This window comes from Mucilaginibacter sp. OK268 (assembly GCF_900103125.1).
Lineage (GTDB): Bacteria > Bacteroidota > Bacteroidia > Sphingobacteriales > Sphingobacteriaceae > Mucilaginibacter.
On the sequence record NZ_FNJV01000006.1, the window covers coordinates 378,247 to 404,940 of the forward strand.

Annotated in this window: 22 protein-coding genes; 9 read left to right on the forward strand and 13 right to left on the reverse strand. The window is 42.6% G+C overall.

The window, feature by feature from the left end:
* Positions 1-56: 56 nt before the first annotated feature.
* From groES to BLR84_RS20000, 3 genes are all read left to right on the forward strand, one after another.
* Positions 57-332 (forward strand): co-chaperone GroES, encoded by a 276-nt coding sequence (groES, locus tag BLR84_RS19990; RefSeq protein ID WP_076375713.1) that lies wholly within the window; start codon positions 57-59, stop codon positions 330-332.
* A 143-nt stretch (positions 333-475) separates the two neighbouring features.
* Positions 476-2,107, forward strand: a complete 1,632-nt coding sequence (gene groL, locus BLR84_RS19995; protein ID WP_090471640.1) for a chaperonin GroEL — start codon at positions 476-478, stop codon at positions 2,105-2,107.
* Between the two features lie 366 nt (positions 2,108-2,473).
* Entirely contained in the window at positions 2,474-3,262 is a 789-nt protein-coding gene (locus BLR84_RS20000) for a mechanosensitive ion channel family protein (RefSeq protein ID WP_090471642.1), read from the forward strand.
* A 302-nt stretch (positions 3,263-3,564) separates the two neighbouring features.
* Here BLR84_RS20000 and BLR84_RS20005 read toward each other — a convergent pair whose 3' ends face one another.
* The 6 genes from BLR84_RS20005 to BLR84_RS20030 all read right to left on the reverse strand — a co-directional run bounded on the left by BLR84_RS20005 (position 3,565) and on the right by BLR84_RS20030 (position 9,829).
* Positions 3,565-4,911 carry a DUF58 domain-containing protein gene (locus BLR84_RS20005; protein WP_090471747.1) on the reverse strand — a complete coding sequence of 449 codons (1,347 nt, stop codon included), beginning with the start codon at positions 4,909-4,911 and terminating at the stop codon, positions 3,565-3,567.
* Between the two features lie 163 nt (positions 4,912-5,074).
* On the reverse strand, positions 5,075-6,052 hold the full coding sequence (locus BLR84_RS20010) for an AAA family ATPase (RefSeq protein WP_090471644.1): 978 nt from the start codon (positions 6,050-6,052) through the stop codon (positions 5,075-5,077).
* Complete coding sequence (locus BLR84_RS20015) at positions 6,042-7,226, reverse strand: DUF4350 domain-containing protein (RefSeq protein WP_090471646.1); 1,185 nt, start codon at positions 7,224-7,226, stop codon at positions 6,042-6,044. The genes BLR84_RS20010 and BLR84_RS20015 overlap by 11 nt, the downstream gene beginning before the upstream one ends.
* A complete protein-coding gene (locus BLR84_RS20020; protein ID WP_090471648.1) occupies positions 7,223-7,975 on the reverse strand; it encodes a DUF4129 domain-containing protein in 753 nt (250 codons plus the stop codon). Before BLR84_RS20020 ends, BLR84_RS20015 begins: the two co-directional genes overlap by 4 nt.
* A 2-nt stretch (positions 7,976-7,977) precedes the next feature.
* Entirely contained in the window at positions 7,978-8,880 is a 903-nt protein-coding gene (locus BLR84_RS20025) for a hypothetical protein (protein ID WP_090471650.1), read from the reverse strand.
* Complete coding sequence (locus BLR84_RS20030) at positions 8,870-9,829, reverse strand: stage II sporulation protein M (RefSeq protein ID WP_090471651.1); 960 nt, start codon at positions 9,827-9,829, stop codon at positions 8,870-8,872. Before BLR84_RS20030 ends, BLR84_RS20025 begins: the two co-directional genes overlap by 11 nt.
* Positions 9,830-9,997: 168 nt before the next feature.
* Between BLR84_RS20030 and BLR84_RS20035 the strand changes: the two genes are divergently transcribed.
* On the forward strand, positions 9,998-10,636 hold the full coding sequence (locus tag BLR84_RS20035) for a hypothetical protein (protein ID WP_090471653.1): 639 nt from the start codon (positions 9,998-10,000) through the stop codon (positions 10,634-10,636).
* A 36-nt stretch (positions 10,637-10,672) separates the two neighbouring features.
* On the opposite strand, the gene BLR84_RS20040 is transcribed toward BLR84_RS20035, so the two are convergent.
* A complete protein-coding gene (locus BLR84_RS20040; RefSeq protein WP_090471655.1) occupies positions 10,673-12,358 on the reverse strand; it encodes a lipase family protein in 1,686 nt (561 codons plus the stop codon).
* A 151-nt stretch (positions 12,359-12,509) separates the two neighbouring features.
* Between BLR84_RS20040 and BLR84_RS20045 the strand changes: the two genes are divergently transcribed.
* Positions 12,510-13,259 carry an RDD family protein gene (locus BLR84_RS20045; RefSeq protein WP_090471657.1) on the forward strand — a complete coding sequence of 250 codons (750 nt, stop codon included), beginning with the start codon at positions 12,510-12,512 and terminating at the stop codon, positions 13,257-13,259.
* Here BLR84_RS20045 and BLR84_RS20050 read toward each other — a convergent pair.
* Together BLR84_RS20050 and BLR84_RS20055 are read right to left on the reverse strand one after the other, a co-directional pair.
* Positions 13,223-13,606, reverse strand: coding sequence for a DUF2752 domain-containing protein (locus BLR84_RS20050; protein ID WP_090471659.1), 384 nt, complete (start codon positions 13,604-13,606; stop codon positions 13,223-13,225). The genes BLR84_RS20045 and BLR84_RS20050 overlap by 37 nt on opposite strands.
* Positions 13,606-14,082: a DUF5684 domain-containing protein gene (locus BLR84_RS20055; RefSeq protein WP_090471661.1), complete on the reverse strand. Its 477-nt coding sequence runs from the start codon at positions 14,080-14,082 to the stop codon at positions 13,606-13,608. Before BLR84_RS20055 ends, BLR84_RS20050 begins: the two co-directional genes overlap by 1 nt.
* A gap of 132 nt (positions 14,083-14,214) precedes the next feature.
* Between BLR84_RS20055 and BLR84_RS20060 the strand changes: the two genes are divergently transcribed.
* Positions 14,215-15,642, forward strand: coding sequence for an L-serine ammonia-lyase (locus BLR84_RS20060; protein WP_090471663.1), 1,428 nt, complete (start codon positions 14,215-14,217; stop codon positions 15,640-15,642).
* Between the two features lie 161 nt (positions 15,643-15,803).
* Here the strand turns inward: BLR84_RS20060 and BLR84_RS20065 are convergent, their stop codons facing one another.
* The 3 genes from BLR84_RS20065 to BLR84_RS20075 all read right to left on the reverse strand — a co-directional run bounded on the left by BLR84_RS20065 (position 15,804) and on the right by BLR84_RS20075 (position 17,916).
* Positions 15,804-16,451, reverse strand: a complete 648-nt coding sequence (locus BLR84_RS20065) for an SGNH/GDSL hydrolase family protein (RefSeq protein WP_255366995.1) — start codon at positions 16,449-16,451, stop codon at positions 15,804-15,806.
* Positions 16,452-16,519: 68 nt separating this feature from the next.
* Positions 16,520-17,272: a lipoyl(octanoyl) transferase LipB gene (gene lipB / locus BLR84_RS20070; protein WP_090471665.1), complete on the reverse strand. Its 753-nt coding sequence runs from the start codon at positions 17,270-17,272 to the stop codon at positions 16,520-16,522.
* Positions 17,272-17,916 (reverse strand): 4'-phosphopantetheinyl transferase family protein, encoded by a 645-nt coding sequence (locus BLR84_RS20075; protein ID WP_090471667.1) that lies wholly within the window; start codon positions 17,914-17,916, stop codon positions 17,272-17,274. The genes lipB and BLR84_RS20075 overlap by 1 nt, the downstream gene beginning before the upstream one ends.
* Positions 17,917-18,193: 277 nt before the next feature.
* Here BLR84_RS20075 and dcd point away from each other — a divergent pair, with 277 nt between their 5' ends.
* The 3 genes from dcd to BLR84_RS20090 all read left to right on the forward strand — a co-directional run bounded on the left by dcd (position 18,194) and on the right by BLR84_RS20090 (position 25,639).
* On the forward strand, positions 18,194-18,730 hold the full coding sequence (gene dcd / locus BLR84_RS20080; RefSeq protein WP_090471751.1) for a dCTP deaminase: 537 nt from the start codon (positions 18,194-18,196) through the stop codon (positions 18,728-18,730).
* 167 nt (positions 18,731-18,897) lie between these two features.
* Positions 18,898-21,618 (forward strand): carboxypeptidase-like regulatory domain-containing protein, encoded by a 2,721-nt coding sequence (locus BLR84_RS20085; protein WP_090471669.1) that lies wholly within the window; start codon positions 18,898-18,900, stop codon positions 21,616-21,618.
* A 61-nt stretch (positions 21,619-21,679) separates the two neighbouring features.
* Complete coding sequence (locus BLR84_RS20090) at positions 21,680-25,639, forward strand: carboxypeptidase regulatory-like domain-containing protein (RefSeq protein WP_090471671.1); 3,960 nt, start codon at positions 21,680-21,682, stop codon at positions 25,637-25,639.
* Between the two features lie 130 nt (positions 25,640-25,769).
* Here the strand turns inward: BLR84_RS20090 and BLR84_RS30110 are convergent, their stop codons facing one another.
* Entirely contained in the window at positions 25,770-26,642 is an 873-nt protein-coding gene (locus BLR84_RS30110; protein WP_176852112.1) for a hypothetical protein, read from the reverse strand.
* Between the last annotated feature and the right edge of the window lie 52 nt (positions 26,643-26,694).

Consider the following 26,694-nt stretch of genomic DNA (forward strand, 5'->3'; position numbering starts at 1 on the left):
GCATAATTGATGAGGAATTGGACTCGAAAACTTAAATAAAATAAACAGAGATAACTATGTCATTAAACATTAAACCAATCGGCGACAGAGTTGTGGTGGAAGCTGCAGCTGCCGAAGAGAAGACCGCTTCGGGAATTATTATCCCGGATACCGCTAAAGAAAAACCTCAGCGTGGAACTATCGTTGCAGTAGGCGATGGTAAAGTAGATGAGCCTTTAACCGTAAAAGTTGGTGACCAGGTTTTATATGGAAAATACGCAGGTACCGAAATTACTTATGAAGGTAAAGAGTATCTGATCATGCGCGAATCTGATATTTACGCGGTTCTATAACAGATGTGAGATATTAGATATGAGATTTGAGACAGATTATGCTCAAGTACTTATATCACAAACTTAAAAAATTAAAACGATTTGAAATTTGAAATGGAGTTCTCTCACATCTCAAATCTCAGATCTCAAATCTTAAAACAAACATGGCAAAACAAGTTAAATACAATGTTGAAGCACGCGACGCCCTGAAACGCGGTGTTGATATTTTAGCTAATGCAGTTAAAGTAACATTAGGTCCTAAAGGTCGTAACGTAATTATTGATAAAAAATTCGGTTCACCAGCTATCACTAAAGATGGTGTAACTGTAGCTAAAGAGATCGAACTGAAAGATGCTTTAGAAAACATGGGTGCCCAAATGGTAAAAGAAGTAGCTTCAAAAACTGCTGATATTGCTGGTGATGGTACTACTACTGCTACCGTTTTAGCTCAGGCTATCGTTACTGCAGGTATTAAAAACGTTGCAGCCGGCGCTAACCCAATGGATCTGAAACGTGGTATCGACAAAGCTGTAATAGTTGTTGTAGAGAACTTAAAAGCTCAATCACAAACTGTAGGCGAAGACAATAACAAAATTAAACAAGTAGCTTCTATCTCTGCTAACAATGACGAGGTTATCGGTTCATTGATCGCTGAAGCTATGGCTAAAGTTGGTAAAGACGGTGTAATTACTGTTGAAGAAGCTAAAGGTACTGAAACCGAAGTTAGAACTGTAGAAGGTATGCAGTTTGACCGTGGTTACCTTTCTCCTTACTTTGTTACCAATGCCGACAAAATGGAAGTTGAATTGGAAAATCCTTACATCCTGATCTATGATAAAAAGATCTCTTCGATGAAAGAATTACTTCCTATCCTGGAGAAACAAGTACAAACTGGCAAACCATTATTGATCATCGCTGAAGATCTTGATGGCGAAGCTTTAGCTACTTTGGTAGTTAATAAGATCCGTGGCTCACTGAAAGTGGCTGCTGTTAAAGCTCCAGGCTTTGGCGATCGTCGTAAAGCTATGTTAGAGGATATCGCTATCCTTACTGGTGGTACTTTGATTTCTGAAGAAAGAGGTTACAAATTAGAAAACGCCGACCTTACTTACTTAGGTACTGCTGAGAAAATTGTTATCGACAAAGATAATACTACTATCATCAACGGTGCTGGTTCTGCTGAAGAGATCAAAGGCCGTGTAAGCCAGATCAAATCTCAGATCGAATCAACTACATCTGATTATGACCGCGAAAAATTACAGGAACGTTTAGCCAAATTATCTGGTGGTGTTGCTGTATTGTACGTAGGTGCTGCTACAGAAGTAGAAATGAAAGAGAAAAAAGACCGTGTTGACGATGCTTTACACGCAACCCGTGCGGCTGTTGAAGAAGGTATTGTTGCAGGTGGTGGCGTTGCCTTCATCCGCGCGGTAGCTGCTTTAGCTGATCTTAAAGGCGAGAACGAAGATGAGAACACTGGTATCCAGATCATCCGTCGTGCTATCGAAGAGCCTTTACGTCAGATCTGCGAAAACGCTGGTATCGAAGGTTCTATCGTTGTACAAAAAGTTAAAGAAGGCACTGGCGATTTTGGTTACAACGCACGTACCGACAAATATGAAAACCTGATTGCTGCAGGTGTTATCGACCCAACTAAAGTAGGTCGTGTAGCTTTAGAGAATGCAGCTTCAATTGCAGCTATGTTGTTAACAACAGAAGTTGTATTGGCTGATGATCCTGAAGATGCTCCAGCTGGCCCACCAATGGGTGGCGGCGGCATGGGCGGCATGATGTAATAAAGCCCTAAGCTTAAGGCTCAAAGCCTAAAGCTTTTAATAATAAAACGCCTGTATGCTTTTGCATACAGGCGTTTTGTTTTTTACACCCTTTACGGTCATAAAAAAGTAAACGGATGGTCACGAGTTAATCATTTGATTAATTTTTAACATTTACTTGATCCTACTTCCGTATTTTTGCGTAACAAATCTGAAACGTCTGCTCCCGGGCATAGGATTTGTGTATCACAAAGTAATCATGAAAAAAATAGTTCAAACAACAAAATTAGTGCGCAGTACCATAGTAGATTGGGTGCTGATCAAAGGCCCTGAGCTGTTTGTTACTATTTACGGTAAATAATTAATTTTTACCTTTGCTTTCAGATTATGAAAGTAGAAGAATTTTATCAGGAGTTTCATCATTGGCTTATTACCCGCGGGCCAAATTATGTAGGCGGGATCATCATATTTTTTATTGGTCTTTGGGTTATCAAGCTTATCCGCACACGGATGCGCAACCGGATGATCAGGAGAGGGATCCACTCCTCATTACAACCCTTTTTTCTGAGCCTTACTATTACCGCGCTTTATGTGCTGCTGGTAATTTGGGTAATGAATATTATTGGTTGGGAAATGACCATTTTCACCACCATTATCGGCGCCTTCAGTGTGGCCGCCGGTTTGGCGTTGTCCGGAACATTTCAAAACTTTGCGGGTGGTGTACTGATACTGTTACTAAAACCATTTGAGCTTAATGATAGTATAATAGCGCAAGGACAGGATGGCGTGGTAACCTCTATACAGATGTTCTACACGGTTTTACTCACTGCCGATAACAAAACGGTTATTATCCCTAATGGTAAGCTGTTTAACGAGGTTATTATCAACGTAACCCGCGAAGGCAAACGCCGCCTTGACTTTGAAGTAAAAGTAGGCTATGCCAACGATGTTGAAAAAGTAAGGGGAATCATCGAGAACGCAATAAGTACTACGCCCAACTTACTCAAAACACCGGTTTCAAAAGTAGGCATCAACAGCCTGGAGATCGATTCCATCAGGTATGTGATCAATGTGTGGGTTCAGCCAGGCAATTTTTTAACTGCCAAATGGACCCTGCAGGAAAAGATCATCAAAGACCTGGGCGCTGCAGGCGTTACTTTCCCGAAAGCAGGATAGTTTACAGAGGCAAGAGATTAGAATCAAGAATCAAGATGCTTGATTATCGCCTACATCTCCACCGCGTCATTGCGAGGTACGAAGCAATCTCTACACAAGCAGGTCGATCAGAAAAGTCCGCTCTGTATAGCATAGAGATTGCTTCGTACCTCGCAATGACGTGTTGAAATTTTAAAATGGCCTGTCATCCTGAGCTTGTCGAAGGATCGTGCGTAGAGGCCTGCCCACCATGCTTCGACAGGCTCAGCATGACAGCCTTATGTCTTGATTCTTGACTCTTACTTCTTGATTCTCTTCTCCCTCTAAATTTTCTGCTTAGCCTTAATTTCCAGATACCGGTTAATGGTATTGATGGTGAGGTTTTGCGGGGCACTCAGGATGGATTGGATGCCATGTTTGGCCAGCTCCTTTACGATGAGCTTTTTATCGTAGGCAAACTTTTCGGCTATGGTTTTAATGTAGATGCCTTCAACATCGGCAGCGGGTTGTTCACTCAGTTTTTTGAGCTCGGTATTTTCGAAGAATACAACCAACAGCAAGTGATATTTGGCTATTCTTTTCAAAAAAGGCAGCTGCCTGTGCAGGGCGTTCAGGCTTTCATAGTTAGTAAAAAATACCACCAGGCTGCGCTGTTTAATCACCCTGCGTACGGTGGCAAACAGCAGCTCCATATTGGTTTCCAGGTAGCGTGTTTTCTCTTTATATAATGCTTCCAGTATCTTGTTGAGGTGTGCGGGGCGCCTTTCGGCTGGGATTACAGCTCCCAGTTTTTCTGATACGGTGATGAGCCCGGCTTTATCCTCTTTTAACAGTGCTACATTTGATAACACCAGGCTGGCGTTAATGGCATAATCCAGTAAGCTCAGCCCTTCAAAAGGCATTTTCATGGCCCTTGATTTATCAATAACGCAGTACACATGCTGCGATTTTTCGTCGGTATAGGAGTTCACCATCAGGTTGCCTTGCCTTGCGGTGGCTTTCCAGTTAATGGTGCGGTAATCATCACCCTGAACATAGTTTTTTACCTGCTCAAACTCCATACTGTGCCCAATACGACGAATTTTTTTGATACCGATGTCTGTTAACCAGTTAGATATGGCCATCAGCTCGTATTTGCGCATCTGTAGGAAGGACGGGTATACTGGTAAGGTTTCGGCCTGCTCAAAATTATATCGCCGCCTGATAAAGCCTAAAGGCGATTTAACGTATACCCGGATATCGCCAAATTCATACTCGCCACGGCGGGTTGGCCGCAATACATAGTTGATGAGTTTTTTTTCGCGCGGTTTCAGATTGGTTTTAAACCAGATGTCGCGCTTTTGAAACTGGAAAGGGATCTCGTCAATAATGCCAACGCTGATGGGAAAGCCATACCAGTTTTCGATATAAACACCCAGGTCGTTATTATCACTATTGCTCAGCCGCTCGGGTGCATGCCGTTTGGCAAATACCCCGTTTGATGTGCGGTACAGTAACAGCACATCCATCAAAAATAATATGATCAGCACCCAAAATGCCAGTGTAGGGATAAGACCCAGCCATGGAAAAAAGAACGACAATAAAAACAACACCACACTGCAGGTTAAAGCTGCAAACAGGCGGTTTGTTAAAAACAGGTTTCTATAAAAGAGGCTGATTATTTTTTTCACTGGGGATTTAACTATCCTCTCCAACAGGTCATTGCGAGGCACGAAGCAATCCCCTATTTACAGAGCCGCTCTGTAAATAGGGGATTGCCACGCTATCGCTCGCAATGACGCATTGGAGATTTGGGTTATCTTGATTCTTGACTCTCACTTCTTGATTCTCCTTTTACCTTGGTACTTCAATTTTTTGTATGATCTGTGCTACCACATCATCCGGACTTACACCTTCCATTTCTTTATCTGGCGTAAGCATAATACGGTGCCTTAACACCGGAGCAGCTACGTAGATAATATCATCAGGCGTAATAAAATCGCGACCCTTAATCGCAGCAATGGCTTTAGCGGCATTGATCATGGCCAGCGACGCGCGCGGCGAACCACCCAGGAACAATGATTTATGATTACGGGTTTCGTGAATGATCTTAGCCGTAAACTCCAGCAGTTTGGCCTCTACATGGAAGGACCTGACCTGCTGGCGAAGGGCAATAATATCTCCTGCCGATAAAACCGGCTGTATATGGGTGAGCTGGTCGGTAGTTTTTTGCTGATGCTGACGGGTGATGATGGCTATCTCTTCTTCCAGCGTTGGATATTTGATCTCTATTTTAAACAGAAACCTGTCTAACTGCGCCTCGGGTAAACGATAGGTGCCTTCCTGTTCTACCGGATTTTGTGTGGCCAGCACCGTGAAGGGTTCCTGCATTTTGTACGTATGCCCGTCGATAGTCACCTGGCGCTCTTCCATCACCTCAAACAAAGCCGATTGGGTTTTGGCCGGGGCACGGTTAATTTCATCTATCAGGATGATGTTGCCAAAAACCGGACCTTGTTTAAACTCAAACTCCGTGCTTTTGGGGTTAAACACCGAGGTGCCTAATATATCCGAAGGCATCAGATCTGGTGTAAACTGTATGCGCGAGTAGCGGGCATCAATAGCTTTGGCGATCAGTTTGGCGGTAAGCGTTTTGGCCACACCGGGTACACCTTCTATCAGTATGTGGCCGTCGGCCAGGATGCCTGCTATCAGCAGATCTATAGAGTCCTGCTGCCCTACAATGATCTGGGCAAGTGTATATTTAATTTGACTAACCGCGGTACTGAGTTTGCTCAGATCGGTTCTGTTTTCAAAATTCTCATTTTCCATTATATCCGGTTTGGCTGTAAAATTTTTCTATCAATTTATTCAATTCAATCAATTCCCTATCGGTTACCTGCTGCTGAACGCTGATGTAATTTACCGCGCTGATCAGCGAGCTGGCAAAACCAACATCGATACCAGTTTTTTGCGACAGGGTATTGATAAATTCCTGATCGAGCTTGCTTGTTTTTAAGCGGTAACGCTCCCTGATATGATCTAACAGGTAAATGACCTTTTTATGGGCGATGTTGGCATTATTGCGTTTTTCATAATACACCTGGCCCACAACGGTCACAAAATCAAGTGTCGAATTTGGTAAAGGTTCAATTACCGGGATTACACGCTGGCGGCGCTTCATTTCGTAAAAAATAAATATCAGCATGCTGCCCAGGCTTAGGTAATAAGCCCATTGCAATGCAGGGTTGCCGAAGAACACACGCAATGGTGATATATCTTCGGGGATATCGCCGTTCTGATATTGATCCCAGTAAATGTATTGGGCTTTGGGAAGATACGACAGGGCCTTAGCCACGTAATCGGCTCCCTGCGGAGTTAACAGGCTGTAATTGGTAAAAACATCGGGTGTGGCACACAGGTAAAGCGTGCCTTTGCCAAATTTATAGCTTAAAAAGGTGCAATGATCCGCATAGTTTTTACCTATCACAGTAGCTTTAGCGGTATCGAGCCCCGAAAAGTACAGATTGGCAATGTCGCGCTTAAATACATAATTGTTGGGGGCCTTTAACTGTGGATTGGTAAAGTTGATGGATACATTTTTGGAGGCATTCTCTGCCCGGGTCTCTATTTTTAAGGTGTCGGCAATAAAGCCCCGCCACTCAAAAGTCGACATGAACACCGAGTTGCCGGCTTTGATGTATTTGACCATCGCCTCAAAATCAAATTTATTGAAGGTGATGCTTTTAGCGATGATGATATAGTTTCCGTGCTGCAAACTGTCGCCATGAAAAACATTGTACGCCGATTTATTGGTTTTGGTTAACTCCGCATCGGGATAGATATCTTTTAGTCTGTCATACAACAAATAAGTACCAAAGGGGATCTTATCTTTATGATAAAGGGTTGATTGCCAGTTAACTGGTTTTGGTTTGTTATACTGCGCCACCACGTAACCTATCAATGCCAGGCTGGCTATAGTGATATAGATCTTAAAATCTTTCATGCTATGCCTTTGTTAAAATCCTGGAATACGGTATTGATGTTTTTGAAAGTTTGCCCATCGATGGCAAATTCGCCATACCAAACATATTCAAACTGTAAGGTTAACGATCTGAAAAGCCGGCGCTGATCGGCATTGGTCAGTTCATCAATGTAGGTGCTGTTTGTTTTATCAATTTGCCATTTGATCAAATTGGCATCACTAAGTTGTTTTAAGCATTTTAAATAAAGCATCCTTACGGCCAGGCGATAATTATGCTGGGAAACGGCCCTTTCAATTTCGTCGTCAAAGTTGATATCATGAATATTCTCCAATGATTCGGTAAAAGGCAAATTGGCCGACATTGACTTGCGCCGGAAAATACCGAGCATATCAATCCCCATGAGTTTAAGCACCAGGAACACCACAGCTGCTAAACCTGCTGCCAGCAAAAGGTATTGCAAAAAGTACAACAGGGCCCTTAGGAAGGGGCTCATATCATGTTTGCCAAATTTAATAGGCTTAAACAAATTCCAGAACCAACGCCAGAAACGATCCCACCACGAAGGTGTTGTATCGATATCATCCCGGTATTGAAATTCGGGCTGTTTACTGTGAGCGGTAATAGCAGCGGTATCCAAATGACGCACATTTACGGATGCGGTATCCATCTTAAGCGTTAAAGGGGCTTTAACAGGCTTAACAAACGGAGCAGATGCATTGCCCGCATGAACAAAAAGTGCAAAAATGATGGTACACAACAAACGCAGCATGATCAATATTCCTCGGCCGGTAAATCTGTATTAGGCGTGTTGGTGCCCAGTTTGTTTATCTTATCCATTAAGCTGGTTCCATCCTTGCTTTCGGTTAAATTAAAATAGCAAAGTGCTAGCGCCGTTACCGGTAAAACGGCAAATACCTGGCAAAGCTGTTGCAAAACCGCGCCAATAATGGCTGCAGGAACTGATAATGCCCCACCCCCTTTTTGCGGAACAGCTATGAGGCTTACCATATTAATGATACTTGTAGGTATGGAAACTACCATGATAGCCACATAAAAAATTATCCATATCACTACCAGCGAACCAAATGTCATCCACCAGTTATCTTTGATCAGGAAAAAGCTGCGGTTAAAGGCATAGCCAAAGCTGGCATTCTCCATCACCATGATCGGAAATATCAAGGCGAAAATGGGGGACAGGTAGATCCCCGGTATCCCGCAAAGTAGCGTAGCGATAAAAAGCAATAAATAAAGCAGTAAAGAGCTGCCTAATACCCGCAGGAAGTAATATTTAATATAACCCCACATCTCCTCGGTTGTAGGTACCTGTTTGTCTTTCTCTTTATAAAGTGCTATATAGCTCAAAAAAGTAACCGTTAAGGCAATAAAGCTCAGCATCCCAAAAATGATCAGCAAAAAATATTCGGGCCCAAAAAAGCTGAATGGCGATGGCCGGTATTCATTGGTATTAAAGGAACCTCCGCGTATGCTGTTCATGGTGCCGGTCCATTTTAACTGGAAAAGGGCAGCACTGACAAGACCACCTGCAATGAAGATGCCGCAAAAGGTAAAAAAGTATTTAAGCAGCGGTTTAATATTCTGCCTTACAAATAAAAAGGTGTCGCTTATAATTTCGCCAAAATCACGGATCTTGGCTAACTCAACTTTAGGTTGCATGATGGGTTTGGGTTGCTTTATAAATTTTATTTGGATATATGATCACATACCATATAATGAACAATAATGATGATGCTAATATAGTAACGCTAAGCCATACCGGCATTTCGGTGTGCCGGGTTACAAAGCCTTCAAAAAACGCCGCGACAATTAATATAGGGATAATACCAATGGCCACTTTCATGCCATCTTTAGCTCCTCTTTTTAATGATACCATGCGTTTATAAGTTTTGGGAAACAACAGGCTGTTTCCCAGAATAATGCCGGCAGCGCCCGCTATAATGATAGCTGAAATTTCCAGCGTGCCGTGTATCCAGATCACCAGGATGGATTTTACCCCCAAACCTTTACTGAAAAAATAATACTGGAATGAGCCCAGCATGATACCGTTACGGAAAAGGAAATAAACCGAACCAACTGTAAAGATAATGCCGCTTACAAAGGTTACCAGCGATACATAAATGTTATTAGCGGCTATGCCCAAAAACATCAAAGTCTCGCTGCCATTTTTGTACACACCAAAAGGGTCGCCTTTCATGATGTTGGCATTGGTCATATCCACATATTGGTCGCCCATGATCAGGCGTACAAAATTTTCATCGTATTTAGCTGATAGCGCCCCTATCAAACAAAAAACCATAAAGAAAAGAAAAGCATAAAGCAATTGCTTTTGGTAGGTTTTGAACAACAGGGGTAGTTCATACTTCCAGAAGGTGAGGAAGCGGTTACTTTTTTCGCTTTTGTTTTTGTAAATGGATTGATGCAAACCAGCGGCAAGCCCGTTCAGATACGCGGTAGTTTTTGATTTGGGATAAAATGTTTTGGCATAAGCCAGATCGTCCGTTATCTGGATAAACCGGTCGGCAAGCTCGTCAGGATCATTGGTTGGTTCCTGCTCAAAGCTGGTCCATTTCTGAGCGTTTTGCTTTACAAAAAGAGGTTCCCGCATGAATTGCCGTGTAAATAATTATTTGGTTAAAATAATTACAAAAGAGCTATATAACAACTAAAAAAGACAGATTTACATTTTATATTTTAATATATCCTGGTTGGATCCACCCTTAAGTGCAAAAATAATTATACATTTATTATTATAAACCTTTAAACCATCAATCACATGTTCAAGAATTTTAAATTCCAGACCTATTTCTGGACTACCTTTTGGGTAATCTCAGGGGTTGTTTTAGGGTTCATTTTTATCGTCATTTTTAATGGGTGTGATGAAAAAATCAATATTGGCTCCGCGCTGATTTGGGCCGGTGCTTATTTTGTGCTGGGAGCCTTAGGCGGATTTATTTTTGGTGTTCCAAAGATTGTTTCCGCTTCACAACCATCCGCCGCTGCCTCCATTATGGCCCCCGCGCCTGTTGTGTCGATTTCTCCCGAAAACCTACCTGAGGCTCAAGCCCAAGCCATTTCGCTGGTGACCGCTGCTCCCGGAACTTCCCCTGTAAAAAACTTTTCACAAAAAATGATTCAGGAAAACACCAACCTGACGCAGATATCCGACTGGCTCACCAAAGTCATCATTGGCGCAGGTCTCGTTCAACTGAAAGAAATTCCGCCTTACATCATGAAAATTGCAACCCGCATGGGCCAGGGGATTAGCCTTCACCCAAAAACACTACAGTCGGCAGATCCCGCCATCATCCTTTCCGGAGGAATTATTATCTACTTCCTAACCTGGGGTTTTGCCAGTGGCTATCTGATTATGCGCTTAGTAATTGCCGAACTACTTGCCGATGTGGAGCAATAAAAGAAATTCGCATATTTTCTAATCCTGCTGTATACTTTATATTTTGGTTATGATTTTCCAAAGAATAAAAATGTATAGCAGGATAGAAAGTACTTGAATAACCGGATTAGGAAACAGGGGGCTCCATATAAAAAAATAGCCGATCGCAATGAGCGCAGCTACGATACCAATAATGACAAGCGGAGCCACAATGCCAAGAATCCGTATTATCTGGTTTTGTTTATTAGTTTCATTTTTAATTGATTGTGTTGTGGTTGATCCATGAACGATAATGTCTGAGATGGCATCCCACAGCCGTTCTTTGATCCCGGCATTGTGGCTCCCCTTTAAATATGTTACTTGCGCGCCGGGAGCACAAAGCGTGGTAAAACCATCATGGCCCCCGCTCCCCAGATCTTGAATATGAAGCGTTTGGAATGCTTTGGGAAAGATGGCGACCACCCAGTCTGCGGAGGCTACCAGATTGACAATCCCTTGTATCCTGTTTTCAGCGATCATGGAGCTCCAGTCATAACTCTTTCTAACCACGCTACCTGCAAGCACAACGTTCTTGAACCTGCAGGCTGGATAGTCTTCCAATGCCTTTGCCAGGAGGTAGGTTCCATTACTGTGCCCTATGAAAGAAAAGTCTGCATTTGGGTACTTGGCCAGGTTTTCAGTGTATCGGTCCATCAGCCATTCTACTTTTGCCCTCCTTGTGGGATAAAGTAAAAACGGTAGCATCGGAAAATAACCGTAACTGGAAGTTTCCGGTTCAAAAACCCGGTTATTTAATTTGCCCATCTCTTGCACTCTCCGGGCAATTTTTTTGGTCCAATAACCAGCGTCTCTAATACCATGGATCACAAAAATGACATCGGTAACCTCAGGCCGTTGTTTCGTTGCCGTTGGCTCAAATGAATGAGCCTGAAGATTCATTAATTCTTTTTGGTTATTGCTAAGAGCAATGTTAAAAACCCGGGCTCTTTCCTCTCCTGCTTCCGAGCTGTCCATATCCAGTACATTCCGGTGTCCGGACATCGGAACCTCCAGGTAAAAGAAATTGCCCCCGGTAAACAAATCAATATTGTCATCAGGCGAAACCAAGTCATCGATTGTACCCAGAAGCTGGACAATGATCGAATCCCCAACGGCTTTTATAGGAGCTTTATCCAGCATGGACAGCCACTGGATTCTTAGTTGGGTTATGAAAGGCGCACCTTTTTTAAGCCGTGTAATAAATACTTTATAATTAATGACCGAAAGCATCGTACCAATCAATATTCCGAACTCCCACGCCAGCGCAATAAAAAATGACAGATGCGGGTTTACCGACCACCCTCTGTTCATCCCTGCCATTAAAATAATCCGCTCAATTTTAGAGGCCCAGGGTCGCGGCTTTTTAAAGCCGGGTAATTCAAATGGGGCGTCTTCATTTTCGCCGCACGCGTATACATAAGCTTTTCGGGCAAGCACTGCTCCACAGCTATGTCCAATTAAAATGATGTGTTCAAATAGCCCTGTTTCCCATTCTTTGTCGATCCGTTCTACAATGTTTTTAACAATATAGTTTGGATTTTTGTTAGAAAATACCTGTAGCCCGAGTGCCGGTACAATTATTTTAGCACCAGGATATGCATTTTCCACTCTTTTTCGGATGAAATCATAAGAACTCACTTTGCAGGTATAGCCGTGTAGGATAACCACAAGATAATTAATTGCGGGTTGATTGAGGTTTGCCATAAGGGATTAAGGTTAGGTTTTTAGTCAAGTTCGTCGGGTATTTGTTGATTCCCGCCTGAATTGCCGTGTAGCAATTTACTAATTAAAAATAATTATAAAAGAGCTATGTAACAACTAAAAAAGACAGATTTACATTTTATATTTGAATCATATGCAAACCATAAGGATAACCACCACACAAAATATAGATATTGATTACGAGGTAGCCGGTTTGGGCGAACGGATTGTAGCCTATATTATTGATTTGGCCATGTTTGGAGTTATCATCATATCAACACTTATAGCTATTGGTTCGGTTGGAGGGATGGGAAGAGGAAGCAGTGGCATTGGGATTGGTATAGTGTTTATTATTTACGCTGTATTATTTGTTTTTTATGACCTGATATGTGAACTGGCCATGAACGGGCAAAGCGTTGGTAAAAAGATCATGAAAATAAAGGTAATAAGTTTGGATGGGGCCAGGCCGCGTTTAGGGCAATACCTGTTACGCTGGTTATTCAGGATCATTGACTTTTTCCCCGGTACTTTAAATTTATGCGGATTGATCTGTGTAGCGGTGTCAGATAAATCACAACGTGTTGGTGACATGGTGGCCGGTACCACGCTGATCAGAACAGCTCCGCGTACCAAAATGCAAAATATCGCCTTTAAACCGGCAGAGGATAATTATCAGCCTGCATTTCCGGAAGCTGCCCGGTTAAGCGAGCAGGATGTGGAATTGATAAACGAAGTGATCAACAATTACATTAAAAGTGGTAACAGCATGCTGGTGTATAATATGGCCCAGCGTATCAAAGATCTGCTGAATGTAACACCACCGGCCGAAATGAACAATATGTTGTTTTTACAAACTATTATTAAAGATTACAGCCACATTATAGCCCAGGCCGACGTTTTATAATGGCCATATAATCCCCACATTTTAATACCGTAGTTCACCAGTACAATACTACCCACTATCATGAACAAGGTTTTCTTGATGGTTGATTTGGGTGTGTCCAGCTTAAAATAGCTGTCGGCAAAGCCATAGGCAAAAAATAGCAGGAGTGGAATAGCAGGTGGGTACAGCGCAAAACTTTTTTGAAGATCGCCCTGCAGAAGGGCTACAACCGCGCGTTGAAAACCGCAGCCCGGGCAGTCGATCCCGGTTAAGTATTTGAAAGGGCAGGGGAGTAAATGATTTTGCAGCCAGTGGATAAAACCCGCCTGGCTGCAAAATACTTGTAATTGGATATTATTGAACAACATTACACCTGCGGCGGAGGCGGAGTATTGCTAAATGGATCCTGATAGTTGGTTGATGGATCAAATGGTTTACCACCACCCACAAACCCGGCACCGGCTGGACCTAAATATTGGAAGTTGCCAAAACCTAACAGAGGTAAAAATATAAATGATAGAAACATAATCCCAAGCGTAAACCCAACTCCCTGTCCGAAACTTTTGCTTAAAAGATTAATTGCCCAGGGGATAAAAACAATACCTGTACATGGAATTGCCAGTAGAAATATCCACCATATAGGTTTGCCAATAATTTCTAAAAGCACAATGGTGCTATAGATAGGGATTATAGACGCCCATCCAGGTTTACCAGCTTTTTCAAATACTTTCCAGAGACCAATGACGGAGATAACTCCAATAATTAACATTGGGATAATACAAGCCATGAATATTGCAATGAATATTCCGGACGAGGCTGCTGATGAAGGATCATAATCTTGCATTTTGATTTTGGTTTAAGTGATTGTTTGAGTGTTTTTTGATTATCGCAAATTATAAAATATTTAAATAAAAATTAAACACATCACTTTTTTATTACAAAGCAGGAGTGATATTTTATTTATAATTTTGACCTGATGCAGAGAGAACAAATTTCGGTTTTTGATATGTTCAAGATAGGCATAGGGCCTTCCAGTTCACATACTTTGGGCCCCTGGCGGGCAGCGCAGCAATTTGCGCAGGGACTTGAACAACAGGGTGTTTTGCCATTGGTTGAACAAGTGAAAATACTACTGTATGGTTCACTGGCCAAAACCGGTCGGGGCCATGGTACCGATATTGCCATATTGCTGGGTTTAAGTGGTGATGACCCCGTAACTTTTGAGGTTGACCAGATAACCCCTAAAATAGCAACGATAACCTGTACGCGTAAACTAACGCTTGCAGGTACACAGGAGATCACTTTTTCGGTGGTTGATGATTTGCTTTTTTTGTTTAACGAGAGTTTGCCTTTTCATCCCAACGCGGTAACATTTCAGGCATTTTTGAGTAATGGGAGGGCTGTTTCAGAAACGTATTATTCCATAGGTGGTGGCTTTGTGGTAAAAGAAGGCGGTTCGAACCAAAGTAAACAGGAGGTTGATCTGCCTTTCCCGATAGATACCGCTGCCGACCTGCTGCATTGGTGCATCAAAACCGGATTGAAGATTTCGGAGGTGGTGATGGAGAATGAACTGGCCTGGCGCAGCGAACAGGAAACGCGAAGCGGTGTACTTAATATTTTCAAAGCGTTAAAAGAATGTATATATCGTGGCTGTCATACCACCGGGCAATTACCGGGCGGTTTAAATGTAGCCCGTCGCGCTTTTAAACTCAACAGCAAATTAATAGGCAATAATACCTACACCAATTACGACGAATGGGTTATAGCCATCCGTAAAACCGGTGATAGTTTTAAAAATATACTGGATTGGGTAAGCTGTTTTGCCCTGGCTGTAAATGAGGAGAACGCCTCGTTCGGCAGGGTGGTTACTGCGCCTACCAATGGCGCGGCTGGAGTTATACCCGCGGTACTACAATATTATATTGTTTTTTGCGAGGGTAATACCGATCAGCGTATCATGCAGTTTTTACTCACTGCTTCAGAAATTGGCAGTATATTTAAAAAAGGCGCTACCATATCGGCAGCAATGGGTGGCTGCCAGGCCGAAATTGGTGTATCCTCAGCCATGGCCGCCGCTGCGCTTACCGAATGCATGGGCGGTACACAAAGACAAGTACTCATGGCCGCAGAAATAGCCATGGAGCATCACCTGGGCTTAACCTGTGATCCGATAGGCGGGCTGGTACAGATCCCTTGTATCGAACGCAATACTATGGGAGCCATTAAGGCTATTACCGCCTCACAATTGGCCTTGCAAAGTAATCCTGAAAAGGCAAAGGTAAGTTTGGATGCTGTGGTAAAAACCATGTGGCAAACTGCCTTGGATATGAACTCCAAATACAAGGAAACATCCGACGGTGGACTGGCTATTAATATACCGCTGAGTTTGCCGGAGTGTTAGCCTCAACCCCTGAAGGGGAGAGTAGGAAATTCCAATATCAAACAGACTTAAAGAAACGCGTCATTGCGAGCGTAGCAATCCCCTACTTACAGAGCGGCTCTGCTTATCGGGGATTGCCACGTCGTTCCTCCTCGCAATGACGACCTGGTTTTCGTTTGATCTTATTTCTTTTCCAGAGTGCTTAAAATAACTGGTTTGAGTTTTTCAACCCACATCTGGTACATACTGGCGGATGGGTGCAGGCCGTCATCGGCTATAAGTGATGCATTATTGGCTGCCAGTTTGGATATGGGAGTAATGTCGATGTAATTAACACTTGCGTTGGCGCTTTCCTGGCGATTGATATCATTAAACTGGTCTATCTCTTTACCAATACGTGCGTCATCGCCATGCGCAAAGGGTGTTACCCCATAATCAGGTATGGATAGTACAAAAACATGGTTTGTATTGCCTTTGGCCAACTTGATGGCCGTATTTAAAACCTGTATAAATTTAACGCGGTAATCGGCCAGACTGCCGCCGCCATACTGGTCGTTCACGCCGATAAGCAGGGTTACTATGCCGTAGGTTTTGTTCTTGACTTCGCTGCCATCAATAGCCGATATCAGTTGTTGGGTTGTCCAGCCGGTTCGGGCTATAATGGTTGGTCCGGTTATTTTATGCCCGGGCAACTGCCCGGCAAGTTTGTAAGGGAAAGCATCGTGCTCATCTACCGATTGACCAATAGTATACGAATCGCCCAGTGCCAGGTAGCTTAAAGTATCAATTACAGGAATAGGCGACCCTGTAGTGGGTGGTACGTATGTCATTGATGTTGTTTTTGTACAGGCCGATAATGTGCCTATCGAAAATAAAATTAAAAATAATGCTTTCATCATCATATCTCCATATCAAACAATACGGAAATATGATGTTTAAGGATTTCTTTTACTTCATTTATATCAACCTCACGACCCAGTTCTTTTTGCATGGAGGTTACGGCTTTATCGTCAATACCGCAGGGCACTATGTTATTAAAATAATCCAGATCGGTATTAACGTTAAAAGCCAGCCCGTGCATGGTTACCCAGCGGCTGCATCGTACACCCATAGCACATATTTTGCGGGCTTTTTCATTATCGGCATCAAACCAAACACCGGTATAGCCCTCGTAACGGCCAGCCTTTAAACCATAATCGGCCAGAGTTAATATAATGGCTTCTTCCAGCGTGCGCAGGTACAGATGTATGTCGGTGAAGAAATTTTCAAGGTCCAATATCGGGTACGATACAATTTGGCCAGGGCCGTGGTAAGTGATGTCGCCACCACGTTTTATTTTATAATAGGTGGCGTTTTTTTCTTTTAAGCCGGCATCGTCGAGCAAGAGATGTTCAAACTTGCCACTACTACCTAAGGTGTATACATGCGGGTGCTGGCAGAATACCAGGTAGTTAAAAGTTTCTTCGGGTTCAAAAGGCTCAAAGGTATCTGCTGTTACAGGTGTTTGTGTGGCAGCTTCATAAGCCAGTTCGCTGTGGCGGTTATCCAGTTTGGTTTTTACCGTGGCAGCAAACAACTCTTCCTGCTTATCCCAGGCTTGCTGATAATCGATCAAACCCCAATCCTGAAAAAATACTTTTTTGTTCTTCATTACATTTGTCCCTTTACGTAGCCTACCATGTAACCTTCATATTGCATATAGCTCACCACATAATCAAGGTTGATATTATTTTTATGCAGGCGCGCACTTAGTTCGCCGCGTGTGTTAAAACTAAAAGGATCCAGAAAAATATTATCGGCAAATGACACCTCTTTTTCACCATTGCATTTGTATATGGCTTCCTTGGCGCACCAGCAAACGTATAGTTGCTCAATTTTATGCTCATCGTTAATAAAAGCTCTTTCGTCGGGCCGTAGGAATTTACCGGCAATGCGCTCTACCTTTTGTTTGATCATCTCAATATCTATCCCCACCTTATGTGTTTTGCTGATCATCACCGCAGCATAATCAAAAGAATGGCTCAATGATATATGATAGGGCAGGTTTACCAGGTAGGGCTTGCCATGGGCGTCAACTTTGCAGTCAATATACTCGTCGGTATGCAGCATTTTTCGGAGTAGCACACGGGTGCCCAGCCAGTGCAGGTGGCGCTTGCCGTTGCTTAGCTTCTCAACATAAGCTTTTTCGTCCTCGTCAAGTTGCAGTTGTTTGTACAGGTCGTCAGCCTCTTCTTCAATTCTCCAGAGCGCAAATTCGGTATCATCGTCGATACGCTGCCTGTATGCTATAGCCATAATAAGTAAAATTGCAAAATAGGTAGCAAACTTATGTCAAATAAATTTAATTAAATAATTGTTGTTAAAGGCGAAAGGTAAAAGGCAAAAAGGTAAACGTAATATCGAATAACGAACACTGAATTTCGAATAATGATATTTCCTGATCCCTGTATCCTTCATCATTGGAAATTCAATATTCATGATTAAAAGCCTTTTACCTTTCGCCTTTAACTTTTTACCTTTTATCATCTGCATATTGCCTATTGTTTTAATTAATTATAATTTAGGCCCTACCATGATATTATCAGATAAGCGCATTCTCGAAGAAATTGAAAAAGGAAGTATTATTATTGAACCCTTTAAACGCGAATGCCTGGGTACCAACTCGTACGATGTGCATTTAGGCAAACACCTGGCCACTTACCGCGACAGGGTGCTGGATGCCAAACTGCATAACGAAATTGATGGCTTTGAGATACCAAAAGAAGGATTTATCCTGCAGCCTAATACGCTTTATCTTGGAGTTACCATGGAGTATACCGAAACCCACAGCCATGTACCTTTCCTGGAAGGAAAATCAAGTACCGGTCGTTTAGGTATTGATATACATGCCACAGCGGGTAAAGGCGATGTTGGTTTTTGCAATACATGGACGCTTGAAATTTCATGCGCGCAGCCTGTACGCATCTATGCAGGTATGCCCATTGGTCAACTGATCTATTTTGTGGTTGAAGGCGAGATTGAAACCTTATATAATACCAAAAGCAACGCTAAATATAATAACCCTACAACACGCCCTGTTGAAAGCATGATGTGGAAGAATAAGTTTTAATCGATTTTTTTTCAGAACGATTAAACCATTGTTGTTGGGATAGGTCAAAGTGAAAATTAAGTTATTTATATAGCTTAAACACATCGTACATTAACCTTACATATAACCTAAAACCTCACAACTCATCGCCTGATTAGATATTTTGTGTAGATTAAACTTTATTTACCATGATAACATTCAAAAAAGTATCTGTCGGCTTATTGATAACTGTGATTGCTACGGTAATTTTCGGTTTCACAGGCCCAGGCGATGATCTGCTCAGTAAACTGGTCGACCAGCTTTATAAATGGCGTGCCGAACATCCGCAGGAAAAAGTTTACCTGCATCTGGACAAACCTTACTATGCTGTTGGCGACGATATCTGGTTTAAGGCTTACGTAACCATTGGCAGCAAGCACCAGCTATCAGCTTATAGCGAAATTTTAAATGTCGACCTGATCGGCGAAGATGATTCCATAAAACGCAGCATTAAATTACCGCTCATTAGTGGTATGGCCTATGGTGATTTTGCCCTGCCCGATACCATGCAGGATGGAAATTACCGCATAAGGGCCTATACCAACTGGATGCGTAACGCGGGCGACGCCTATTTTTTTGATAAAACCATCACCATATCCAAAGGTATTGGCAATACCGTTTTTACCAAAACCGACTATACTTACGGCGAACAGAACGGCAAGCAAAAGGTGAACGCGTTGATCAATTTTACCGATGTAAACGGATCGCCTTACGCTGGTAATGAGGTAAGTTACCGTGTTGAACTGAATGGAAAAGCCGTTTTTAAGGGCAAGGGGATAACCAATGATAAAGGCGACCTGACTGCCTCGTTTCTGAATACCACCCCAAATCCGGCGGTCACCGGTAACATTATTGCCAATATCAAACTGGTTGATAAAAAAGTGATCACCAAGGTGGTGCCTATCAAAGCCGTATCAGCCAAGGTAGATGTGCAATTTTTTCCGGAAAGTGGTACCCTGGTGAATGATGCCGGTTCAAAAGTAGCTTTTAAAGCGGTTGGTGCCGATGGTCTGGGTGTTGATATAAAAGGCACTGTTGTTGACGATCAAAACCAAACAGTAACCACATTTAACAGTACTCACCTGGGCATGGGCGTGTTTAATTTAACCCCTATGAGCGGCAAAACCTATAAAGTCCACGTTATATTTGCGGATGGCTCTGTGGGCGATTTTAACTTACCCAAAGCAGTTGATAACGCTTACGTTTTAAGCATAGATAATTCTAGTGATGATAACCTAGTGGCAAAAATATTACCAGGGTCGGCTCTTGCGCAGAGCGCTGCACCAGCTGGCAACCTCATGCTGGTGGCTCAAAGCAGCGGCGAAATTTATTATGCTGCTAAAAGCTCAGATAATGGTAAAACATTCAGAGCGGTTGTTCCGAAGAGTAAATTTCCATCGGGTATTGTACAGTTCACTTTGTTTTCGGCCAATGGCGAGCCACTGAACGAACGTATCGTATTTATTCAGAACCCGGATCAGCTTAAATTATCGGTTTCGGCACCTAAGCAGCAATTCGCTCCGCGCGAAAAGGTGACCATTAGCCTGAATGCGAAAAATAAAGAAGATAAACCCGTTATAGGTAGCTTTTCGGCTTCGGTTATTGATCTGTCAAAAGTGCCGGTTGATGAAACTAATGAAGAAAGTATTTTTTCAAGCATATTACTGAGTTCAGATCTGAAGGGATATATCGAAAAGCCTGGCTATTATTTTACAGATCAAAGCGCTAAAACAAAGGCCGATCTTGATGTACTGATGCTTACCCAGGGTTACCGTCGTTTTGAGTGGAAACAGGTGATCAATGATGCTCTCCCTCCGATAGTTTATCAGCCCGAAAAAACATTACAGGTAACCGGACATTTAAAAACCTTTGGCGGTAAACCTGTACCTAATGGAAAGGTAACGCTGTTTACTACTGCCGGTGGCACATTTATTTTAGATACGGTAGCTGATGCCCAGGGAAAGTTTACTTTCAATAACCTGGTGTTTAGGGATAGTATCAAATTTGTGGTGCAGGCCCGTACAGCCAAGGACAGGAAGAACCTGCAGATAGAGCTGGATAACATAGCTCCGCAAGTGGTAGGGAAAAATAAAAATGCTGCCGATCTTCAGGTAAATGTGAGTGATAGACGTTCAGTATATCTTCAAAATAGTAAAAAATTGTTCAATGAGCAGGTAAAATATGGTATCGGAAATCACACCATTGTGCTTAAAGAGGTGGTTGTAAAAGATACCCGTACCACCGCGGTAAAACATTCGTCGAATTTAAATGGGGCAGGAAATGCCGACCAGGTTTTAACCTACAAGGATCTGGAGAATATGGGAGGCAATCTTTCCAACATATTACAGGGTCGGCTTTTGGGTGTGCAGTTTCGTGGAGGTAAACCCTATTCAACCCGTGGAGGTGGCCCAATGCAGATAGTTGTTGATGGGATCTATATGGAAGCTGATTATTTAGACAATATAGTAGTATCTGATATTGCCAGTATTGAAGTTTTGCGCTCCATAGGTAACACCGCTATATATGGTTTCCGCGGAGGTAACGGATTACTGGTGATCACCACCAAACGCGGCGACGAGGGCGCTGTTTATAATCGCTATGCGCCGGGTGTGGTTACATACTCGCCTAAGGGATATTACAAGGCCCGTGAATTTTATTCGCCACAGTATGATGATCCTAAAACAAACACGCAAATGCAAGATCTGCGGTCGACGATATACTGGAACCCTAAGATCATCACCGACAAAGATGGTAATACTTCGCTCTCCTTCTTTAATGCCGATGCAAAGGGTACTTATCGTATTATTATCGAAGGTATGGATGCCGAAGGCAACCTGGGCAGGCAGGTGTTTAAATATAAAGTAGAGTAGGTTTATAGTTGGTAATTTATTGCGTATATTATCCTGTTTACTATTACTATTAACTGTTTCTATGAAAATACTCTTTGCCGGTTTTTTATTGTGTTTAACATTGTTTTCATTCAATTGCCTGGCACAAATATCTATATCGGGCAAGGTTCTAAATCAGGTTGATAATAAGCCGGTAGCTAATGCCAGCGTGTTTTTAAGCAATGCTACCATTGGCAACAAAACAGAAGCTAATGGTACATTTGTTTTAAGCAATGTAAAGCCCGGGAAATACGAGCTTGTTATTTCTATTGTTGGTTTCGAAACCTCTGATCAACCGATTATAATTACTACCGGGGATGTAAAATTGCCGGATATTATGATAACTCCTAAAACAATGGAGTTAAAAGAGGTAAAAGTAAAAGCCGTGGACGATAAAAACCGGCAACTTTATCTGGGTTGGCTCAAAAGCGAATTTTTAGGAAATTCCGACTTGGCAAGGGAATGTAAGATCATCAACCCCGAATTGCTCGACTTTGATTACGATGCCGGCACCAATACACTTAAAGCCTCTTCTGTTGATTTCCTGGTTATCCAAAACATGGCTTTAGGGTATAATATAAAATACCTGCTGGCTAACTTTGTTCTGAATAACCAAAACTGGGCAAACAAGAAAATGTCATATAAAGGCTTTGCTTTATTTGAAGAAATGAAGGGATCGCCATCTGACGAAAAACGCTGGCAAAAAATGAGGCGCCAGGTTTATGGAAATTCAAGCATGCATTTTTTACGGTCGGTAATTAATAATAAACTCAATGAAGAAGGTTTTAAGGTTCAGCGATTATCGGAGGGGCCTAATCCTGAAAGACCAACGGACAGTGTGATCAACGCAAGGGTAAAATTGTTTAGCGATATCAAATCAAAAACCAGTAAAGATCGTGACTCTTTGACTTTCTGGAATAAAAAATCCAGGTTAAACAAAACGGCACTTAAGCTTGATGATTTTTCGCTGAGTGCTTCGGATTTTGGGAAAAAAACGGATCAGGAAGGATTGTATGCCTTAGGGTGTGATAAGGACGCTCTTTTTATTACATACAGCAAAAATCATCATTTCGACAAAAAAGCATCCGTCAACAACTTAATTGATCCTAATAGTAATGCGAGCTCTTTAGTAGAGTTTACAAAAGCTTACGCTTTTTTCGATAATAATGGATGGATCGTTAACCCCGACGATGTTATGTTAGGCGGAGTATGGGGCAGGAATAGGGTGGCAGAACTTTTGCCTGCTGATTATGAAGAGGATCCATCGGTTAACACCAAAGCCGATTCTGGTTTAACAAATTTGGTTTCGAGGGTAGAGGGGTTTGCGAACAATCAATTTGCCGAAAAAACATACCTGCACCTTGACCGCCCCAACTATTTACCTGGTGATACCATTTGGTTTAAAGCCTATACTGTTTCGGGTGCCTCACATGAACTATCTACCCTGAGCAATGTGTTACACGCCGAGTTGATCAATGACAAGGATTCAGTGATCCGCCGTATTAACCTGCCCATGGATGACGGACTGGCTTCGGGCGATTTTACTTTGACTCGTTCTCTAAATCCCGGAACATATCGCATAAGAGCATACACCAACTGGATGCGTAATTTGGGTACCGATGGGTTTTATGATCAGCCTGTAAATGTTGGGATGCAGTATCGTGTTGTAGCGCCTGTTAAACAGGATGCCATGCAAAAAACGGATGTCCAGTTTTTTCCGGAAGGTGGAGATCTGGTCATGGGTTTACGATCAAAGGTGGCCATTAAAGTGATTGGTGCAGATGGTAAGGGTGCAGATGTTGAAGGAGCAATTGTTGATAATGAAGGGACAGAGGTTGCTTTTTTTAGCACCCAGCACCTGGGTATGGGCGTATTCGCGTTTACTCCCCAGGCCAATAAAATATATAAAGCTAAAGTAACAATACCGGGCGGAACACCCTTTATGGTTGATCTGCCCAAAGCGAAGGAGGAGGGTTTTGTGCTGACCGTTAACAACCGGCGACAGGATAGCATAACCGTAAAAATAAACGCGGCCGATAAAACGATGAATGCCAGTTTGCATGAAACCTATTACCTGGTCGCGCAATCGGCCGGAAAGGTTTATTATACCACTTCATTTAAACTGGATAATCCTATTTATCAGATCGGTATCGAAAAAGACCGTTTTCCATCTGGTATTACACAGTTTACCTTATTTACACAAAAAGCAGAACCACTGAACGAGCGTATCGCATTCATCCGAACGAATGACACACTCCACCTGAACGCCACTATCGCCGACAAAAAGTTTGCCCCGCGACAAAAAGTAACCGTGAATATCGACTTAAAAGACCCCGGTTCAAGCGGCCTGGGGAACTTCTCGGTAGCTGTAATTAATGAAACTCGGGCAGGTGTTGATGAAGATGCAGAAAGCACAATTTTTAGCAACTTGTTGCTAACATCTGAGTTGAAAGGGCATATAGAAAGGCCTGGTTATTATTTTAATAACACGACTGAAAAAACAGAAGCGGATCTGGATGTGCTGATGCTGACCCAGGGATATCGCCGCTTTGAATGGAAAAAGATATTCAATGAAAAACCAGCGCCCATAAATTTCCTTGCCGAAAAAGGTTTGGAATTAACCGGTACTATAAAAACACCCGGAGGCAAGCCCTTACCAAATGGAAAAGTGAACCTGTTTTCGAGTCGGGAAAATGTATTTAAGGATACCGTAACCGATGCCAGTGGCCATTTTATGTTTAAAAACCTGGAGCTTTCGGATACGGCCAAAGTTGTAGTCCAGGGGCGTAAGCAAAATGATGGTAAAAACGTAGCCATATTTATTAAACAGCCCGATTATCCGAAGGTTGATAAATTGGTTGAAACCGGGGGTACTTCCGGCGACCGGAATTTATCAGCAGATGTAAGCCCAGTTTCCCAGGAAAGCTATGATGCTTATATTAAACAGAAAAAAATAGATTCTTTAACAAAGGTAAATGTACTTAAAGAAGTAGTAATTAAAGGGAAGAAAGGTTTAAAGGGTGATATTACAAATAAATACGGGACAAGGGAGGAACGTGTGGTAGATATGACCAAGCTACGCGGCCCTCAATTTACTTCATTGCAGGATGGCTTATTCTGGTTAGCGCCAGAAACTCACAAGTTTAGCATACCTCCATCTGTAGGGAGGATCAAAGTAGAGTCAAATGACCGCGTTATGATTGATGGGGTGTTCAGGGATAAAGAAGCTTTAGGGAGCTATTCACCTCAAGAGATAGAAAGTGTTCATTTGGTGGGCTCAGCTCCATTGATTGTGGTTACTACCAGAAGAGCGGCCGGTACAGATACAACCGTATTGAAGCAGGTTAATATCCGTTCAACAAAATTGAATAAGAAACCAGATCTGGGCTTTTCTTCCAATTTGAACGGTGCAGGTAATGCCGATCAGATCTTTATGGGCAATAAACTGATGGGTTGTTCAAGGTTGTCAGATTGTTTAAACGGTAAACTATTAGGTGTGTCTTTTGATTATAATGGCAGCCCGGTCAATACCCGGAACAAAAAGGAGATGTCGGTAATTATAAACGGCGTGGTTTTATCGGGCGAAGCTTTAAATAGTATTGATTACAATGATGTTTACAGCATTGAGGTATTAAGAAGCGCTTCCTTTATAAGTATTTATGGATCGAGCATGATAGGGGGGGCTTTAGTTATCACTACTAAGCGGGGCACGCAGGGTTTTGTAACAAGCGAATCGCCTACTGGTGTTATCACTTATCCATATAAAGGATATTATAAAGCCCGAAGTTTTTATTCTCCTAAATATGATAGCGGCAACGGTTCTTCGGCGCCAGATTTAAGAACAACCATATACTGGCAGGACAATGTTAACACGAATGCCAGCGGGAAGGCCTCCTTCAACTATTTTAACGGGGATACCAAAGGCATCTACCGCATTGTGATAGAAGGAATCAATGATGCTGGTAACCTGGGCAGGCAGGTATTGAAGTACAAGGTAGAGTAGATTTCTATTTAAGTCAAAATTCAAAAGTAAAAAGTCAAAACCCGATATGGATTTTGACTTTTTACTTATTCAGATGCTTAAGCATGACAAGTTTTTTGACTTTTGACTTTTGAATTTTAACTTTTGAATTTTACCTCGCCAGGTAAAACTTCTCCCAGAAATCAATCGATTTGGCTAATTCGCTGCGGCCGCTTTCAGCTCCGCCTGCGCCAGCTCCGCCGCCACCACGACCGCCTCTGCCACCGCGTCCACCACCGCCTCCCATTCCACCACCGCGACCACCTCTGCCCCCGCCACCTCCGCTAAAACCACCGCTCTGGTGATCGGGATTTTCGGCACCGTCTCCTTTGGCTCTTTGCAGTCCGTTTATTTTAAAGTTAAATGCCCATTCACTTTTGGCGATGTCTTCTGCATGAAAAAACTGTAAGGGTATGGCCATTTCATAAACCAGGTTACCTTCGGCATCATAATCAATAGCGGCTTTAATGCCATAAGTGTTTGAGGTGGTTATCATATCACCTTCAATATCTTTAAAACCTACTACCTTAATATTACGCAGTTTGGTTACACGTTCACGCATCAGCTCATCACGGTCTTCTTTGGTAATATCACCGCTTGGGTTATCCCGTTTACCAAACGTTGGCGGGGTTCCCGGATCGGCCAGCGGAAACGTAAGGGAAAAACTTTCCTTCTTTTTGCCTTTGGTATCAATGCTCAGGGTAATACCCGCGTTTAAGGTCCGGATCTGGTCCATCCGGTCACTGATCCTTATAGCAGCGTAAAGCGTCGTTTGGTCATTGGCCAGCGTGTAATTGATCTTTTTTTCGTCATTGAAATAACGCAGGCTGTCGCCCCAGTCTTTAAGGTCGCCATCAATGGTAACCGGGCCAGATGGAGCCTTTAATATAGACTGGGCATTTTTTGCGGTTTGGGCATGTGTTATACCGGTTGTTAATAGCTGAACGGTACATGCTAAAATTAAATGGGGTATTGTCTTGTTCATGAGATTGGGGAGTTTAGGGTTTTTGATCGGCGCTATATTGTAACATGATTTT

Excerpts from the sequence above, each read along its gene's own strand:
- BLR84_RS20050 (WP_090471659.1), bottom strand. The coding sequence starts at position 13,606 with ATGTTGTTCAATAATATCCAATTACAAGTATTTTGCAGCCAGGCGGGT.
- BLR84_RS20065 (WP_255366995.1), bottom strand. The coding sequence starts at position 16,451 with ATGACATACGTACCACCCACTACAGGGTCGCCTATTCCTGTAATTGAT.
- groES (WP_076375713.1), top strand. The coding sequence starts at position 57 with ATGTCATTAAACATTAAACCAATCGGCGACAGAGTTGTGGTGGAAGCT.
- BLR84_RS20020 (WP_090471648.1), bottom strand. The coding sequence starts at position 7,975 with ATGCTGCGTTTGTTGTGTACCATCATTTTTGCACTTTTTGTTCATGCG.
- BLR84_RS20010 (WP_090471644.1), bottom strand. The coding sequence starts at position 6,052 with ATGGAAAATGAGAATTTTGAAAACAGAACCGATCTGAGCAAACTCAGT.
- BLR84_RS20035 (WP_090471653.1), top strand. The coding sequence starts at position 9,998 with ATGTTCAAGAATTTTAAATTCCAGACCTATTTCTGGACTACCTTTTGG.
- dcd (WP_090471751.1), top strand. The coding sequence starts at position 18,194 with ATGATATTATCAGATAAGCGCATTCTCGAAGAAATTGAAAAAGGAAGT.
- BLR84_RS20015 (WP_090471646.1), bottom strand. The coding sequence starts at position 7,226 with ATGAAAGATTTTAAGATCTATATCACTATAGCCAGCCTGGCATTGATA.
- BLR84_RS20025 (WP_090471650.1), bottom strand. The coding sequence starts at position 8,880 with ATGCAACCTAAAGTTGAGTTAGCCAAGATCCGTGATTTTGGCGAAATT.
- BLR84_RS30110 (WP_176852112.1), bottom strand. The coding sequence starts at position 26,642 with ATGAACAAGACAATACCCCATTTAATTTTAGCATGTACCGTTCAGCTA.
- BLR84_RS20085 (WP_090471669.1), top strand. The coding sequence starts at position 18,898 with ATGATAACATTCAAAAAAGTATCTGTCGGCTTATTGATAACTGTGATT.
- BLR84_RS20030 (WP_090471651.1), bottom strand. The coding sequence starts at position 9,829 with ATGCGGGAACCTCTTTTTGTAAAGCAAAACGCTCAGAAATGGACCAGC.
- BLR84_RS20045 (WP_090471657.1), top strand. The coding sequence starts at position 12,510 with ATGCAAACCATAAGGATAACCACCACACAAAATATAGATATTGATTAC.
- lipB (WP_090471665.1), bottom strand. The coding sequence starts at position 17,272 with ATGAAGAACAAAAAAGTATTTTTTCAGGATTGGGGTTTGATCGATTAT.
- BLR84_RS20090 (WP_090471671.1), top strand. The coding sequence starts at position 21,680 with ATGAAAATACTCTTTGCCGGTTTTTTATTGTGTTTAACATTGTTTTCA.
- BLR84_RS20075 (WP_090471667.1), bottom strand. The coding sequence starts at position 17,916 with ATGGCTATAGCATACAGGCAGCGTATCGACGATGATACCGAATTTGCG.
- groL (WP_090471640.1), top strand. The coding sequence starts at position 476 with ATGGCAAAACAAGTTAAATACAATGTTGAAGCACGCGACGCCCTGAAA.
- BLR84_RS20055 (WP_090471661.1), bottom strand. The coding sequence starts at position 14,082 with ATGCAAGATTATGATCCTTCATCAGCAGCCTCGTCCGGAATATTCATT.
- BLR84_RS20060 (WP_090471663.1), top strand. The coding sequence starts at position 14,215 with ATGCAGAGAGAACAAATTTCGGTTTTTGATATGTTCAAGATAGGCATA.
- BLR84_RS20040 (WP_090471655.1), bottom strand. The coding sequence starts at position 12,358 with ATGGCAAACCTCAATCAACCCGCAATTAATTATCTTGTGGTTATCCTA.
- BLR84_RS20000 (WP_090471642.1), top strand. The coding sequence starts at position 2,474 with ATGAAAGTAGAAGAATTTTATCAGGAGTTTCATCATTGGCTTATTACC.